The organism is Nocardia canadensis (assembly GCF_032656385.1).
GTDB classification, from domain to species: domain Bacteria; phylum Actinomycetota; class Actinomycetes; order Mycobacteriales; family Mycobacteriaceae; genus Nocardia; species Nocardia canadensis.
Map to the genome: position 1 here is coordinate 1,461,128 of NZ_JAVCWB010000010.1, position 16,016 is coordinate 1,477,143.

General features: G+C 68.8%; 16 protein-coding genes and 1 tRNA gene. 7 read left to right on the forward strand and 10 right to left on the reverse strand.

The features are described from left to right. Positions 1-17: 17 nt before the first annotated feature. The 6 genes from Q7X29_RS30065 to mfd form a co-directional block, all read right to left on the reverse strand. A complete protein-coding gene (locus tag Q7X29_RS30065; RefSeq protein WP_316576062.1) occupies positions 18-287 on the reverse strand; it encodes a hypothetical protein in 270 nt (89 codons plus the stop codon). A 161-nt stretch (positions 288-448) separates the two neighbouring features. Then, positions 449-889, reverse strand: coding sequence for a prevent-host-death protein (locus Q7X29_RS30070; protein WP_316576063.1), 441 nt, complete (start codon positions 887-889; stop codon positions 449-451). Between the two features lie 243 nt (positions 890-1,132). Then, complete coding sequence (locus tag Q7X29_RS30075) at positions 1,133-1,708, reverse strand: TerD family protein (protein ID WP_316576064.1); 576 nt, start codon at positions 1,706-1,708, stop codon at positions 1,133-1,135. A gap of 27 nt (positions 1,709-1,735) precedes the next feature. Continuing rightward, a complete protein-coding gene (locus tag Q7X29_RS30080) occupies positions 1,736-2,209 on the reverse strand; it encodes a hypothetical protein (protein ID WP_255586644.1) in 474 nt (157 codons plus the stop codon). Positions 2,210-2,366: 157 nt separating this feature from the next. Then, entirely contained in the window at positions 2,367-3,092 is a 726-nt protein-coding gene (locus tag Q7X29_RS30085) for a MazG family protein (protein WP_316576065.1), read from the reverse strand. After that, positions 3,092-6,703, reverse strand: coding sequence for a transcription-repair coupling factor (mfd, locus tag Q7X29_RS30090; RefSeq protein WP_316576066.1), 3,612 nt, complete (start codon positions 6,701-6,703; stop codon positions 3,092-3,094). Before mfd ends, Q7X29_RS30085 begins: the two co-directional genes overlap by 1 nt. A 151-nt stretch (positions 6,704-6,854) precedes the next feature. On the opposite strand from mfd, the gene Q7X29_RS30095 reads away from it, so the two are divergent. Next, the gene (locus Q7X29_RS30095) at positions 6,855-7,478 is read left to right on the forward strand and encodes a TIGR03085 family metal-binding protein (RefSeq protein WP_218716038.1); all 624 of its coding nucleotides are present in this window, start codon (positions 6,855-6,857) and stop codon (positions 7,476-7,478) included. 8 nt (positions 7,479-7,486) lie between these two features. Here Q7X29_RS30095 and Q7X29_RS30100 read toward each other — a convergent pair whose 3' ends face one another. Together Q7X29_RS30100 and Q7X29_RS30105 are read right to left on the reverse strand one after the other, a co-directional pair. Then, entirely contained in the window at positions 7,487-8,134 is a 648-nt protein-coding gene (locus Q7X29_RS30100) for a TetR/AcrR family transcriptional regulator (protein WP_218716037.1), read from the reverse strand. A gap of 170 nt (positions 8,135-8,304) precedes the next feature. Then, positions 8,305-8,931, reverse strand: coding sequence for a TetR/AcrR family transcriptional regulator (locus tag Q7X29_RS30105; RefSeq protein ID WP_218716036.1), 627 nt, complete (start codon positions 8,929-8,931; stop codon positions 8,305-8,307). A gap of 310 nt (positions 8,932-9,241) precedes the next feature. Here Q7X29_RS30105 and Q7X29_RS30110 point away from each other — a divergent pair. The 6 genes from Q7X29_RS30110 (at position 9,242) to Q7X29_RS30135 (ending at position 14,110) form a co-directional block, all read left to right on the forward strand. Continuing rightward, positions 9,242-9,312 (forward strand) — tRNA-Gln (locus tag Q7X29_RS30110). 90 nt (positions 9,313-9,402) lie between these two features. Next, positions 9,403-10,893 carry a bifunctional UDP-N-acetylglucosamine diphosphorylase/glucosamine-1-phosphate N-acetyltransferase GlmU gene (gene glmU / locus Q7X29_RS30115; RefSeq protein WP_218716035.1) on the forward strand — a complete coding sequence of 497 codons (1,491 nt, stop codon included), beginning with the start codon at positions 9,403-9,405 and terminating at the stop codon, positions 10,891-10,893. Next, positions 10,890-11,870 carry a ribose-phosphate diphosphokinase gene (locus Q7X29_RS30120; protein WP_218716034.1) on the forward strand — a complete coding sequence of 327 codons (981 nt, stop codon included), beginning with the start codon at positions 10,890-10,892 and terminating at the stop codon, positions 11,868-11,870. The genes glmU and Q7X29_RS30120 overlap by 4 nt, the downstream gene beginning before the upstream one ends. Before the next feature lie 210 nt (positions 11,871-12,080). Beyond that, a complete protein-coding gene (locus tag Q7X29_RS30125) occupies positions 12,081-12,680 on the forward strand; it encodes a hypothetical protein (protein ID WP_316576067.1) in 600 nt (199 codons plus the stop codon). A gap of 356 nt (positions 12,681-13,036) precedes the next feature. Beyond that, on the forward strand, positions 13,037-13,681 hold the full coding sequence (locus Q7X29_RS30130; RefSeq protein ID WP_316576068.1) for a DUF2461 domain-containing protein: 645 nt from the start codon (positions 13,037-13,039) through the stop codon (positions 13,679-13,681). 54 nt (positions 13,682-13,735) lie between these two features. Continuing rightward, complete coding sequence (locus Q7X29_RS30135; RefSeq protein ID WP_316576069.1) at positions 13,736-14,110, forward strand: hypothetical protein; 375 nt, start codon at positions 13,736-13,738, stop codon at positions 14,108-14,110. Between the two features lies 1 nt (position 14,111). Here Q7X29_RS30135 and egtD read toward each other — a convergent pair whose 3' ends face one another. Together egtD and egtC are read right to left on the reverse strand one after the other, a co-directional pair. Next, entirely contained in the window at positions 14,112-15,083 is a 972-nt protein-coding gene (egtD, locus tag Q7X29_RS30140; RefSeq protein ID WP_218717229.1) for an L-histidine N(alpha)-methyltransferase, read from the reverse strand. Then, positions 15,080-15,922 carry an ergothioneine biosynthesis protein EgtC gene (gene egtC / locus Q7X29_RS30145; protein ID WP_316576367.1) on the reverse strand — a complete coding sequence of 281 codons (843 nt, stop codon included), beginning with the start codon at positions 15,920-15,922 and terminating at the stop codon, positions 15,080-15,082. The genes egtD and egtC overlap by 4 nt, the downstream gene beginning before the upstream one ends. Positions 15,923-16,016: the final 94 nt, after the last annotated feature.

Here is a 16,016-nt window from a genome sequence, read left to right on the forward strand (position 1 = left end):
GAGTGACCCAACGGGTTCTACTGCTCAGACCAGAACTGATTCAAACGAGCAACAGCCTGGTCTTTGGTCATCTTCTCGATCTCGGCCGGACCAAGTTCGACCAACCGGACAAGCTTCTCGACGACACCCAGCGGGATCGGCTCCTTGTCCGGGATTTCGACAGTGCCCGACAATCGCGCAGGACGAGTTCCTACCTGCACGCATTCCCAGAACTGAGCTTCGCTTACTTCCAGCTGGTCCTTCAGGATCTGCGCCCAGAGCCTGGGGCCGTAGTCGGTGTTGTCCACCGGTCGTGAGATGCGTGTGCGCAGAATGCGCCCATCCGGTAGCGGAAGATGCCAGGTTGAATGGTGGCGCACCACACCGCCCCTAGCATTTCGAACCTGGGTCCACATGTCATTCCGACAGAACGCTTCGTGAACCTTCTTGCTAGCGACCGGGAATTGGCTCACCGCTCAGCCGCCGTCATCCATTCTCTCAGCTGGTCGTCGGTAGATAGCTCCACAAACTGCACAAAATCGACGTTGTCCCGGTGGTTGACGGCCGCGTGCAGGTGGTCTTCCCAGTCCGAGACGTATTCGCGCGTTGCTTCGATGAGAGCATCGACTGCGGTGACCAAATCCGACTCTTCCACTGCGAGTGGTAGGCCAGGCAAGTACGCGACCCAACTCCCGTTCTCCAGAACAACCTGCGGCTCGTGCCGTCGAATCACTTGCGCCAGCAACGCGCGCAGTCGACCTACCTGTACGAGCGCAGAGTCGACACCACGACGCGAGACAACAGACAGATTGCCCTTTTCGGCAGCGTTCAGCATCTGCCCGAAGTGTTCCCGCGCACTGGCCATAGAGTTGTACCGGGTCACCGATTCGATGCGCTCGACGGTCGTCATGGCTACCTCGATTTCGAAGAATGTACAGTACGTACATCATGTACATCTAGGCCGAGACTCGCCAAAACGAACACGCCGATGAATCGATCACATCCGGTCAGCTCCGCTTGGTCTCGAATCCAGCCGACCTGACGGTTCGCGACGGCCGTACCTAGCCCGAACAGACTGGACGACAGAGGTCCACGACTCTGCAACTGCTGGTTCGCGGGGGTCACCCACCCCGCAAACCAGCGCGGCGGCCGCCTAGATGTTCACGCCGTAGTCTCTGGCGATGCCGGCCAGGCCGGAGGCGTAGCCCTGGCCGATGGCGCGGAATTTCCACTCGTTGTTGTGGCGGTAGAGCTCGCCGAAGACCATGGCGGTCTCGGTGGAGGCGTCTTCGGAGAGGTCGTAGCGGGCCAGTTCGACACCGGTGATCGCGTCGGTGACGCGAATGTAGGCGTTGCGGATCTGGCCGAAGGACTGGCCGCGGGCCTGGGCGTCGTGGATCGAGACCGGGAAGAAGATGTTGGTGATCGTCGGCGGCGTGGCCGCCAGGTCGACGTTGATCACCTCGTCGTCGCCGTCGCCGGCGCCGGTCAAATTGTCACCGGTGTGCTCGATGGTGCCTTCCGGCGAGCGCAGGTTGTTGTAGAAGACGAAGTGCTGGTCGGAAAGCACCTTCAGGTTGGCGCCGGTCGCCAGCGCGCTGGCGTCGAGATCGTGGTCGGCGCCGGTCGTGGTGCGCACGTCCCAGCCCAGACCAACCGCGACCTTGGTGAGGTTGTCGGTCTGCTTCGACAGCGAGACATTGCCACCCTTGGCGAGTGTGACGCTCATGGAAACCCTTCTATCTGATGATGTGTGTCAGTCCTCGGCCCAGGTCCGCAACGTCTCGACCCGGCCTTCCAGCGCGCGCAGTTCGGTCTCGTCGAGCACGGTGCGCTGGATGCCCCGATCCACCGCGAAAGCCGACTGGCGATGGTCGTCGATCACCTCGACGTCGAGTTGCACGGCGGTGTAGTCCTCGGCCGAGGGCATCTGCTCGGCGATCACCTTCGCCCGCCCGCGCGCGCACAGCGCGACATTGCCGCCGCCCAGGATCAGCAGGGCCACCTCCGGCCGCGCCCGCAACCGGGCCAGCGAACCGCGATCGGACTTCAGGCTGATCAGGATCCGGCGGTCGCCCGCGCGCACCGGCCACGAAACGGGAATCGCGTGCGGCGCCGGATCGGTCGTGACCAGCACGGCGATCGTCTCCTGCGGCCATACCGGCAACACGTCGAGCTCGGGGTGATCGGTCATGTAGTCCTGCCCTGCCGGATCGACTTCTGTTGCCATCTACCTCACCTCGACGATCGTCGGACACCGCTGCGCCCACCGCGGACGGCGAGCCACCTCCGAGTCTAAATCGGTGTGCCCCTTGCTCGCTGGCTCGCGCCGGATTGTCCGGCAGATCTCAGCAACGTCTCAGCCGCCACCTGCGCGAACGATCCGATTAGCTGACCGATAACTCGTGCGGCCAGAACGCGCGCCACTGCGCCGCCGTCAGCGCGGCCCGCTCGCCCCGCGCGGCTTCGGCCGCGTCCTCGGCGACCCGGATCGCGGCGGCGAAATCGATGGTGGCCTTGCGCAGCCGCTCCTCGGCGGAATCGGGCCCGCCGAGCTCGACCACCCGCAGCGCGCGCGGCACCAGATCGTCGGGCAGGCCCGCTCTGGCGCTGCGCGAGCGCACCTTCTCGGCCAGGGCCAGCGCGGGCTGGGCCATCGCGATCCCGTCGAGGCAGGAACGCCGCGACTTCTCCGCGGATTTGCGTTCCTCCCAGGCCCTTTCCTGCGCGGCGATCTTGTCGGCGACCGAGGTGCCCGCGGGCAGGTCGGCATCGATCAGGTGCGGGCTGCGGTGCACGAGCTTGCCCACCAGCGTCGCCGCCACCTCGTCGACGGTGAATTCGCCTGCGGCCTCGGCGATCCGGGAGTGGAACAGCACCTGCAGCAGCAGGTCGCCGAGTTCCTCCTTGATCGTCTCGTAGTCGCCCGCCTGGATCGCGTCGAGCAGCTCGTAGGTCTCCTCGAGCAGGTACGGGCGCAGCGAGTCGTGGGTCTGGGTGGTCTCCCAGCCGCCGAAATGCCACAGCCGGTCCATCACCTCGACCGCGCCTGCCAGACCGGCCGCGACCACCGCGGCGTCGGCCGCCTCCTGCGCGCGGACCTCGCCGCCCATCAGACCGGAGTCGCTTCGGTCGGCACCGAGAGATCCACCATGCCTTGGGGTTTGCCGTCGAGCGCGAGCAGCAGATCGGCGACGAACTGCAGCACGGCCACATCGCGCACCCGGTCGGCGCCGACGCTGTCGGTGATCCGGGGCAGCGGCAACTGCACCAGGCCGCTGGCCGCGCGGTAGGTGGCGCTCGGGTAGAGCCGCTTGAGCCGGAGCTGTTTGGAATCGGGCAGCGTCAGCGGCGCGATCTTGAGTGTTGTTCCGGTGACCACGATCTCGGACACGTCGTAGGCGCGGGCCAGCAGCCGCAGCTTGGCGACCGAGACGAGCCTGCCGACCTCCACCGGCAGCGGGCCGTACCGGTCGACGAGTTCCTCCACCACCGCGGCCAGCGCCGCGTCGTCCTGGGCGGCGGCGAGCTTGCGGTAGGCCTCGAGCCGCAGCCGGTCGCTGGCGACGTAGTCGGGCGGGATGTGCGCGTCCACCGGCAGGTCGATGCGCACCTCCTTGGTCTCCTCGGTGACGATCGGCTTGCCGTCGGCGGCCGCGCGATAGGCCTCCACGGCCTCGCCGACCAGCCGCACGTACAGGTCGAAGCCGACGCCGGCGACGTGACCGGACTGCTCGGCGCCGAGCACGTTGCCCGCGCCGCGGATCTCGAGGTCCTTCATGGCCACGGCCATGCCCGCGCCCAGATCCGAGTTCTGCGCGATGGTGGCGAGCCGGTCGTAGGCGGTCTCGGTCAGGGGCTTCTCCGGCGGGTACAGGAAGTAGGCGTAGCCGCGCTCCCGGGAGCGCCCGACGCGGCCACGCAGCTGGTGCAGCTGCGACAGGCCCAGGGAGTCGGCGCGTTCCACGATCAGGGTGTTGGCGTTGGAGATGTCGAGGCCGGTCTCGATGATCGTGGTGCAGACCAGCACGTCGTATTCGCGCTCCCAGAAGCCCTGCACGGTGCGCTCGAGCTGGTCCTCGTTCATCTGCCCGTGCGCGACGACGACCCTGGCCTCGGGCACCAGCTCGCGAATCTTCTTGGCCGCCTTGTCGATCGAGGAGACCCGGTTGTGCACGTAGAAGACCTGGCCGTCGCGCATCAGCTCGCGACGGATGGCGGCGGTGACCTGCTTGTCGTTGTAGGCGCCGACGTAGGTGAGCACCGGGTGCCGTTCCTCCGGCGGGGTCAGGATGGTCGACATCTCGCGGATGCCCGCCAGGCTCATCTCCAGGGTGCGCGGGATCGGGGTGGCCGACATGGTGAGCACGTCGACGTGGGTGCGCAGCGCCTTGATGTGCTCCTTGTGCTCGACACCGAAGCGCTGTTCCTCGTCGACGATGACCAGACCCAGGTCCTTCCAGCGCACGCCGGTCTGCAGCAGCCGGTGGGTGCCGACCACGATGTCGACCTCACCGTCGGCCATCCCGGCCAGGATCTCCTTGGACTCGGCGGCGTCGGTGAAGCGCGACAGGCCCTTCACCTTCACCGGGAACCCGGCGACCCGTTCGGTGAAGGTCTGCAGGTGCTGCTGGGCCAGCAGCGTCGTCGGCACCAGCACGACGACCTGCTTGCCGTCCTGGACCGCCTTGAACGCGGCGCGCACGGCGATCTCGGTCTTGCCGTAGCCGACGTCACCACACACCACGCGGTCCATCGGGACCGCCTTCTCCATGTCGGCCTTGACGTCGGTGATGGCGGTCATCTGATCGACGGTCTCGGTGAACGCGAACGCGTCCTCCATCTCCTGCTGCCACGGCGTGTCCGGGGCGAAGGCGTGCCCGGGCGCGGCCTGCCGCGCCGCGTAGAGCTGCACCAGCTCGCCCGCGATCTCGCGAACAGCCTTGCGCGCCTTGCGTTTCGTGTTCGCCCAGTCCGACCCGCCGAGCTTGGACAGGCTGGGCAGTTCGCCGCCGACGTAGCGGGAGAGCTGATCGAGCGACTCCATCGGCACGAACAGCCGGTCGCCGGGCTGGCCGCGCTTGCTGGGCGCGTACTCGATGACCAGGTACTCGCGCCGGGCCCCGCCGATGGTGCGCTCGATCATCTCGACGAAGCGGCCGATGCCGTGCTGGTCGTGCACCACCATGTCGCCGGCCGACAGCGCCAGCGGGTCGACCTGATTGCGACGCTTGGCGGGCAGCCGCTTGCCCTCGGTGGGCGCGGTGACCCGGTTGCCGGTGAGGTCGGACTCGGCGACGACGACCAGGCCCGCGTCGTCGAATATCAGGCCGTCGTGCAGCGAGCCGCACAGCACCCCGACCACGCCCGCGTCCGGCACCGCGCCCGCCGCCAGCGCGGTCGCGGGCACCTCGGCGTCGGCGAGGCGTTCCAGAATGCGTTGCGCCGTCCCGTGTCCGGTGACCACGACGACGGCACGACCGCCGGTGGCGACGTGCGCGCGCAGCGAGGCGAAGATGGTGGCGACCAGTTCCTCGGACCCGCGTGCGGTCGGACCGGCCAGCACGGGCAGGTTCACCTCGACCGGATCACCGGAGCTGAGCGGGCTCAGCGACCACCACGGCAGCCCGAGTTCGTCGGCGCTGGTGTGCAATTCCGGCAGGCTGCGGTAGCCGGAGGCGGCCAGATCCAGACCGTGCGCGCCCAACGGCGCGTCGCTGCCGAACGAGGCGGCGGTCCAGGAGGCTTCGAGGAATTCCTCGCCGGTGCGTACGAGATCGGCGGCGCGGGTGCGGATCTTCTCCGGATCGCACAGCAGCAGGTGGGTGCCCGCGGGCAGGGCCTCGGTGAGCAGGCTCAGCTTGCCGGGCGCGAGGACCGGCAGCAGCGCCTCCATGCCGTCGACCGGGATACCCTCGGCGATCTTGTCGAGCATTTCGACCAGGGCGGCGTCGGCGGCGTTGTCGACCGCCACGGCGGCGGCGCGTTCCCGCACCGGCGCGGTGAGCAGCAGCTCCCGGCACGGCGGCGCGACCACGGTGTCGACGGTGTGCTCGCCCAGCGAGCGCTGGTCGGCGACCGAGAACGGGCGCAGCTCGGTGATCTCGTCGCCCCAGAACTCCACGCGCACCGGATGATCGGCGGTCGGCGGAAACAGGTCGAGGATGCCGCCGCGCACCGCGAACTCGCCGCGCTTGCCGACCATGTCGACCCGGGTGTAGGCGAATTCGACCAGGCGGGTGAGCAATTCGTCGAAGTCGTAGTCGGCGCCGGTGCGCAGCACGATCGGTTCGATGTCGCCCAGGCCCGCCGTCATCGGCTGCATCAGCGAGCGCACGGTGGTCACGACGACGCGCAGCGGCTCCGGATACACCGGGTCCTCGGGGTGGGCCAGCCTGCGCAGCACCTCGAGCCTGCGGCCGACGGTGTCGGGGCCGGGCGAGAGCCGCTCGTGCGGCAGCGTCTCCCAGGACGGGAACATGGCCACCGAGGGCCCGAGCATCTCGGCCAGCTCGACGGTGAGGTCGTCGGCCTCGCGCCCGGTGGCGGTGACCACCACCAGCGGCTGCTGGGCCGCGATCGTCGCGGCGACGAACAGCCGCACGGCCGACGGGGCGACCAGTTCCACCCCGGACTTGCCGACCAGGTCGGCAACCGTCCGCAGCGCGGCGTCACCCCCAGCCGCCTCGGCCAGACCGGCGAGCGGAGGACGAAGGGAGGACATGAACGCTCCTGAATACGCAGACGGGATGTTCCGCGTCGAGTCTAATCACCGGCCCCGACACCGTCGGCGCACGCCTCCTGACCGGCGCCGGTGCGGTCCGGGGGCGCATCCGACGAGGCGTTTTCCGCCGCGCGGGCGTACCGTCGAGGTCGTGAGTCTGGCTCAGCGGGAACGCCACGCCCTGGTGGCGACAATGATCGAAGCGGGGCCGTCGGCGCCGACCCTGTGCGGTACGTGGACGGTGCACGACCTGGCCGCCCACCTGGTGGTCCGGGAGCGCAGGCCCGACGCCTCCCTCGGCATCCTGATCCGGCCGCTGGCCGGCTACCTGGACGCGACCCAGGACAAGATCGCGCAGCGGCCGTTCGCCGAACTGGCCGAGCTGGTGCGCACCGGGCCGCCGTGGTGGTCGCCGCTGCGCCCGGTCGACGCGTTCGCCAACCTGTCCGAGATGTTCGTCCACCACGAGGACGTCCGCCGGGCCGAACCCGGTTGGACGCCACGGGAATTCGTGGCCTCCGACGAGGCGCGGCTGTGGTCGGCGCTACGCATGGTGGCGCGCACCGCCTACCGCAAGTCGCCGGTCGCCGTGGTGCTCGCGACGCCGGACGGCGACCGGGTGACCGCGCATCGCGCGGCGGGCACCGAGGTCGTGCTCACCGGCAAGCCGTCGGAGCTGCTGCTGCACGCGTTCGGGCGCGACGAGGTCAGGATCGAGACCACCGGCGCCGAGGCCGACGTGCGGGCGGTGCTCGGCACCGACCGCAGCGTCTAGGCCACCGGCTAGAGCACGTAGCGACGCAGGCGGCGGGCGGCGAACTCGCGGAAGTACGACAACTTCTCCGTCGGCACGATCGAGGGCAGCAGGAAGTACCAGGCGCGTTCCATCCTGGACGCCATCTGATCCATCGACTCGGTTCCGACCGCGACGATGTGCACGCCCGCCGTCAGCTCGTGCAGCAGCAGCCCGACCACCTCGGGATCGAGGTCGGCGTGCAGGTCGCCCTGGGCGATGGCCCGCTCGGCCAGCACCCGGTAGGTCTCACTCCAGACCTTGGCGATGTTGTCGCCCTGGGCGCCGCGATAGTCGCCGATCTGGTGGGTGAGCTTGAGCATCGCCCCCACCATCGGATCGTTCATCGACAGATCGGCCACCACGTAGGTGATGCCGATGCACGCCTCCAGCGCGGGCACCCGGGAATCGAAGAATCCCTGGCACGAACCGACCAGGCGCTCGTTGCCCTGATCGACCACCGCCCTGGCCAGCTCCTCCTTGGAGCCGAAGTGAAAGTACAAGGCGCCCTTGGTCACATTGGACTGCGCGATGATTTCGCTGAGGCTCGCGTTGGCGTAGCCCAAACGGAGAAAGACATCGGCAGCGCCAGCAAGGACGGAGTCGCGGGTGATCTCCGCGCGCGCTTGCCTAGCCATCAGATCCGCCTGTCATCCAATAATCCAGCCATCCTGAAGTAGACCGACATCCCGAAGTTTGATCGACTTACCGCCCGGCAGCACCCAAAAGGATGGGTGAACCGTACCACCAGGCGGCTACGCGGCAGCCGAATCCTGGATTCGCTGTGGCCGCGGGCGCTATCGTCCGGTTACCCCGCCGATCCGCCTGCCTGTCCCGTATTCCATTCGGAGCTGAGCCCCGGTTCGGCTTCCAAGTGGCTCAATCCGTTCCAGCACAGGTTGACCAGATGGGCCGCGACCACTTCTTTCGAAGGCGTGCGCTCGTCGAGCCACCAGGTCGCCGCGGTCGAGACCATACCGACGAGCGCCTGCGCGTAGAGCGGAGCCAGGCTCGGGTCCAGATCGCGCCGCGCGAAATCACCGGCGAGCAGATGCGCGACCTGGTTGACCGCCTCGTTGAGCAGGCTCGAGTAGCGACCGTCGGCGTTCACGGCGGGCTGGTCGCGCACCAGGATCCGGAACCCGTCGGTGCGCTCCTCGATGTAGGCCAGCAGGGCCAGCGCCACCTGTTCGAGCCGGACCCGCGAGCGGTTCTGGGTCAGCGAGGAGGTGATCATGTCCAGCAGCATCGACATCTCGCGGTCGACCACGACCGCGTAGAGCCCTTCCTTGCCACCGAAGTGCTCGTAGACCACGGGCTTGGACACCTGGGCACGCTGGGCGATCTCCTCGATCGATGTCGCGTCATATCCCCGCTCGGCGAACAACGCGCGACCGATCTCGATCAGCTGCTGCCGTCGTTGCGTACCGGTCATCCTCGGTCTACTGGGCCGCCCCGCATCACTCACCAGATCCCGCCTCTCCTACCGCCCGACAGTCCCCCCAACTGTCTCAGACCGCCCCACCCGTCCACAGACCCCACCCCGCCCGCCGACCAACTGATTTCGCGAGCACAGGGGTAACTCACCGGGGACGGGCCGACCTGCCACCTCGGCAAGGCTTGCCGCGTTCACGACTCACCCCGCACCTAGGTCCGGCCAAAATTTACGGAGAGGCGGAACTGTGCGAGGATCATGGCCGTGCCGTAGCACAGTGGTGGGCTCTCACGGCCCACTGGTGTGGCGATCCGCCGTAGTGTAATGGCAGCACCTCTGATTTTGGTTCAGATAGTTCAGGTTCGAGTCCTGGCGGCGGAGCACACGGACACAGTGACGTATCGTCGGCCCGCACCATCACCGACCGAACCCGCCACAGCACACTCGCTGACAGGCAGCCGAGGGAGATCCATGCCACCGCAGACCGCCGTCGTCGTTCTCGCCGCTGGTGCCGGGACGCGAATGCGGTCGAAGACCCCGAAAGTGCTGCACCCATTGGCCGGTCGGTCGATGCTCTCGCACGCGCTGCACGCCGCCGACGAGATCGACCCGACCCACCTGATCACCGTGGTCGGCCACGACCGCGACAAGGTCGGCGCCGCCGTCGCCGAGGTGGGCAAGGAGCTCGGCCGCGAGATCGTCTGCGCGGTACAGGAGGAGCAGCTCGGTACCGGCCACGCGGTGCAGTGCGCACTGGACTCGGTGCCGACGGACTTCGACGGCGACCTGCTCGTCACCTCGGCCGACGTCCCGCTGCTGGACGGGCACACCCTCGCCGCGCTGCTCGACGAGCACCGCAGCTACGCCGAACGCCCGGCGGTCACCGTGCTGACCTTCGTCCCCGACGACGCCAACGGCTACGGCCGGATCGTGCGCGACGCCGACGGCCAGGTCGCCGAGATCGTCGAGCACGCCGACGCCACCCCGGAACAGACCAAGATCAAAGAGGTCAACTCCGGCGTCTACGCCTTCGACGCCTCGGTGCTGCGCACCATGATCGGGCGGCTGTCCACCGCCAACGCCCAGCACGAGCTCTACCTCACCGACGTGCTGCGCCTGGCCCGCGAGGCTGGGCACCCGGTGCACGGCGCGCGCCTGGTCGACGCGAACAAGGTCACCGGGGTCAACGACAGGGTGCAGCTCTCGCAGGCGGGCGCCACCCTCAACCGCTACATCCTCGAACGGCACATGCGGGCCGGCGTGACGATCATCGATCCGGCGACGACCTGGGTCGACGCCGGCGTGCGGATCGGGCGCGACGCCGTGCTGCGGCCGGGCACCCAGCTCTTCGGCGAGACCCACATCGGCGAGGACGCCGAGATCGGGCCGGACACCACGCTGACCGACGTCGTCGTCGGCGCGGGCGCGAGTGTGGTCCGTTCCCATGGTGAGCGCTCCGAGATCGGCGACAGCGCGACCATCGGTCCCTTCAGCTACCTGCGGCCGGGCACCGTCGTCGGCGAGCAGGGCAAGCTCGGCGCCTTCGTCGAAACCAAGAACGCCTCGATCGGAGCGCACTCGAAGGTGCCGCACCTGACCTACGTCGGTGACGCGACCATCGGCGAGTACAGCAACATCGGCGCTTCCAGCGTTTTCGTGAACTATGACGGCGTCAACAAACACCACACTGTGGTCGGTTCCCATGTGCGGACCGGTAGCGACACCATGTTCATCGCTCCCGTCACCGTGGGTGACGGCGCCTATACGGGAGCGGGTACTGTGCTGCGTAGAAGCGTTCCACCGGGGGCACTTGCGGTGTCGGGTGGACCACAGCGCATCATTGAGAACTGGGTGCAGCGTTACCGTCCAGGAACCGCTGCGGCGCGCGCGGCGGCGGATGCCATCGCGGCAAACGAGACGTCTGATCAGACAATCGAGCAAAAGGATGGCAACCAGCAGTGACCGCGTTCTCGATCGACAACCAGAAGAACTTGATGCTCTTCGCCGGCCGGTCACATCCTGAGCTGGCCGAGCAGGTCGCCAAGGAACTGGACGTCGACATCACGCCGCAGACCGCGCGCGACTTCGCCAACGGCGAGATCTTCGTGCGGTTCGAGGAGTCGGTGCGCGGTTCCGACGCCTTCGTGCTGCAGAGCTTCCCGGCCCCGCTGAACCAGTGGCTGATGGAACAGCTCATCATGATCGACGCGCTCAAGCGCGGCTCGGCCAAGCGGATCACCGCAGTGCTGCCGTTCTACCCGTACGCCCGCCAGGACAAGAAGCACCGCGGCCGCGAGCCGATCTCGGCCCGCCTCGTCGCCGACCTGCTCAAGACCGCGGGCGCCGACCGCATCATCACCGTCGACCTGCACACCGACCAGATCCAGGGCTTCTTCGACGGCCCCGTCGATCACATGCACGCGCTGGTGCAGCTCTCGGAGTACATCCGCACCAACTACCCGTCCGACAACCTGGCCGTGGTCTCGCCCGACGCGGGCCGCGTGAAGGTCGCCGAGAAGTGGGCCGACTCGCTCGGCGGCACCCCGCTGGCGTTCATCCACAAGACCCGCGACCCGCTGGTGCCCAACCAGGTGAAGTCCAACCGCGTCGTCGGTGACGTCGAGGGCCGCACCTGCGTGCTGATCGACGACATGATCGACACCGGTGGCACCATCGCCGGCGCGGTCAAGGTGCTCAAGGAAGCCGGCGCGGGCGATGTCATCATCGCCGCCACCCACGGTGTGCTGAGCGATCCGGCCGCCGAGCGCCTCGCCAACTGCGGCGCCAGGGAAGTCGTCATCACCAACACCCTGCCGATCAGCGAGGACAAGAAGTTCCCCACGCTGACCGTGCTGTCCATCGCGCCGCTGCTGGCCCGCACCATCCGCGAGGTCTTCGAGAACGGCTCGGTCACCGGCCTGTTCAACGGCAACGCCTAGGCTGGTCCGCCTCTCCGCACATTCTGGCCGGACTCAGGTGCGGGGTGAGCTGGGGACGCGGCCAGAATTTCGGAGTGGGGGGTTCGCCCGCACCCGGTGAGTTACCCATGCGCTAGCGAGAGCAGTCGGTGCGCCTTGTCTTCGGACGTGGCGCACCGACTGCTCTTCGGGCATGGTGGGTCCTGTAATGCGGGACGTGGCAGGGGGAACATGAGTACCGAACCGGAAAGGCCGGTCGAGCTGGGTAAGGACCGGGTGGTGCCGCGGGTGCAGGACGCTCCGGCGCCCACCGAGCGGATGTGGAACGACGGCACGCCGCCCGCTGAGTTGCCGCCGCACCCGGACCAGGCAGCCGTTCCGCCCGCCCCGGCACCGCCGCGCGCCGAGGCGCCGTGGGCCGGGGTCGAGCGGCCCGCGCCGCCGGTGGAGCTGCCGCCGTATCCTCCGCCGCCACCGGTCGCCGGCCCGATGTTCCCGCGCCCCGCGTATCCGCCCGCCGTGGGCTATCCGGGGTATGCCCGGCCCGCTTTCGGCCCGCCCCAGCCGCTGACTCCGCGCTACGGCTATGTCGACAGCACGCCCATCTGGTCGATCCTCAGCTTCTGCTGCGTCGCCGCCTCGGTCCTGGGCGGACTGCTGCTGTGCGGGTTGCCCGTGCTGGTCACCGCGCCGACCGGGATCGTGCTCGGCGTCGTCGGCCACGCCAAGGGCGAGCAGATGGGCAAATGGGCGGCGATCGCCAACGGCGCCGTAGCCGCCCTCGCCGTTCTAGCGTTCGTGCTGTTCGTCGCGGCGATCGGCGGATCCTGACCCGCGGCGGGCGATACTGGTATCGGTAGCCGCAGGATCGCCTCGGGAGGTATCGATGAGCACGCCCCAGCAGCCGACACCGAACCCCGAGGAGTCCGCCGAATACCGGCCCCGGCACGCCGAGCCGGAAGCACCCGCGAAGACCGGGCCGTCGAACCCGGACGACACGTAAGGCAGGCCCCCGGTGTCGTACTCCCGCGAGACCGACGACGCGCCCGCCACGGGCGGGAGACCGACGGCAGACAGCCCGGTGGTCGCCCCGATGTGGTGACCGCGCTGCTTGCCGGAGTGGCCCTCCGGGTGTTCTTCTTCGATGCCGACCTGATCCCCGCACAGAACTGAGACGCACTCCCACCATGGACGCTTTCACTGGTTTTCCGCTGGCGGCCCTCGACTTCTACGAGGACCTGGAAGCCGACAACTCCAAGGCCTTCTGGACCGCGCACAAGCAGACCTACGACGAGGCGGTGCGCGCGCCGATGGCCGCGCTGACCGCTGAGCTGGAGGCGGAGTTCGGGCCCGCCAAGATCTTCCGGCCGTATCGCGACGTCCGGTTCTCCGCCGACAAGGTGCCCTACAAGAACCATCAGGGCGCCGTCGCGGCCACCGCGCCCGGCGTCGGCTGGTACGTGCAGATCGGCGCGGCGGGGCTGTTTGTGGCGGGCGGCTGCTACATGATGTCGCCCGCCGCCCTGGCCACGCTGCGCGCCACCATCGACGACGACGTGCGCGGCGCCGAACTGGAGTCGATCCTGGCCGACGCCACCGCGGCGGGCTTCACCATCGGCGGCGACCGCCTCAAGACCAAACCGAAGGGCTACTCCGCCGACCATCCCCGCATCGAGCTGCTGCGGCACAAGTCGCTGACCGCGCACCGCGAGTTCGGCGCGCCCGACTGGCTGGGCACCCCGGCGGCTGCCGCCGAGATCCGGCGCGCGTGGACCGAGCTGCGGCCGCTGGTCGAATGGTTCACCGGCGTCCTCGAGGGCGTCGCTCACTGACCCGGCGGGCGTGGCACCGGTGACGGACGCCGACCGGAGGCCGATACTGGACCCATGAGCCGTGAACCGCTGGACATGGACATGGGCGACGACGATCAGGCCGACGACATCGTCGAATACGAGCGGTACGTCGAGGACCCGCCGCAGGACTACGTCATCCGCAATCACGAGGCCGACGCCGACGGTTTCCTCGGCATCACCGAGGAAACCGACGAGGAGTGGTCCGAGTCCGGCGCCGAACGCGAGGCCGTCGCCGAGGACGAACGCCCCGCCGAGGTCTCGGCGGTCCGGGTGGTCGGTGACGACGCCGTCGACGGCGACCTCTACGACGACGACGCGATCGACGGCGAGGAGGGCGTCGAACGCGACCTCGAGGGCGACGAGAACCTGACCGACGGCGAGTACCTCGCCGACGAACTCGATCTGTAACTCAGCGTCGTTCGGCCAGCACCAGGGCGAAACGGTTGTCCTGGTCGGTCCAGGTACGCAGGGTGGCGAAACCGGCGGCGTCGAGTTCGGCGCGCAGGCCCTCGGGCCGGAACTTGGCCGAGATCTCGGTGCGCATCTGCTCACCGGCCGCGAAGTCGACGGTCAGGTGCAGGTCGGTGACGGTGGCCGTCATCGCCTCGGTGGCGCGCAGGCGCATCTCGATCCACTCGTTCTCGGCGTCCCACAGCGCGACGTGCTCGAACTTGTCCGGGGCGAAGTCGGCACCGAGGCGGTGGTTGAGCACGTGCAGCACATTGCGGTTGAACTCGGCGGTGACGCCCGCGGCGTCGTCGTAGGCCGGGACCAGGACCGCCGGATCGATCACCAGACCCGCGCCGAGCAATAGCAGTTCCCCGGGTTCGAGGACGTCGTTGATGCCCGCCAGGAACTCGGTCCGTTCGGCGGGTACCAGGTTACCGATGGTGCCGCCGAGGAAAGCGATCATCCGGCGGCCGCCGCGCGGCAGGTTGTGCAAGGTGTCGGTGAAGTCGCTGACGACACCGTGCACGCTCAGCTGCGGGTACTCGGCCGCGATCTCGGCGGCGGCGCCACGCAGGGCCGATGCCGAGACATCCTGCGGGACATAGGTCTTCAGTGACCCTTCGGCGGTGAGCGCGTCCAGCAGCAGCCGGGTCTTGGCAGCCGAGCCGGATCCCAGCTCCACCAGGACCTCGGGACGGGCCGCCGCGGCGATCTCGCCGACGACGCGCGCCAGCAGGGCCCGCTCGGTGCGGGTCGGGTAGTACTCGGGCAGTTCGGTGATCCGCTCGAACAGCTCGCTGCCTCGGGCGTCGTAGAACCACTTGGGCGGCAGCGACTTCGGAGTGGCGGTGAGACCGGCGCGGGCGTCGGTGCGCAAGGCCGCGGTGAGATCGTCGTCGGTGAGATGGATGTCCAGCAGCGGCGCGGTCATGAACGGACCCTTTCGGTGACGGGAAGCTCGCGGGCGGTGACGGTGCAGTGGCCGGGCGTGGCGATCACCAGCTGGTGATCGGCGATCGGCTGCCACCGTGGATCGGCGTCGTACGGTTCGGAACAGAGCACGGTGTAGTCGTCGGCTACCAGGACCGACAGGGCGTGCCAGCAGGTCGTGGCCCACAGCTCGGTCCCGTTGCCGAGCAACAGGTTCAGCCGGGCGGTGGGCTGGTGGCGCAGGACGGCGGCGACCAGCAGGCGTAGCGCGTCGGCGGGCGAGGTGATCGGGCCGTCGGGGGTGATCGCGCCGAGCAGGCCGCGCAACAGCACCCACAGGGCGGCGGAGTCGGTGAGCGCCTCGGCCCGCAACAGCACCTCGGCGGAACCGAACAGCGGACCTGCGGCGAACAGTTCGTCCAGGTCGGCGCGGACTCGCGCCAGCGTCGTCCGCCACGCGGGGACGACGCCGTTGTGGCTGAAGGCCCAGTGCTCGTCGACGAACGGCGCGCAGGCCGCCCGCTCGACCGGCATGCCCACCGTGGCCGACCGCACGGCGGCGAGCACGGCGCGCGATTCCAGCTGACCGAGCACCTCGACCACCGCCGGGTCGGTCCAGATCGGCGCGGCGTTGCGGTATCGGCTGGCGGCGTCGCGTTCCCCCTCGACGCCGATATCGGCCCGGCGCCACCAGGCCACGCCGAACCCGTCGGCGTTGATGGTGCCGCCCGCCCGCATGTCGGTGGGCGCCCAGGACTGCGTGTACAGCGAATGGGGGCCACGCACGACCAGCTCACCGACCGCGACCGGTGGGCCCACGTAACCCAGATGACGGCACATCAGCAGCCCGCCCCCGGTGCGATCCGGGCATGGCCGGACTCCGGCGGAACCCGCGTCGGTGCGCCGGCCCCAGAACGCGCCGGACACGCGCCCA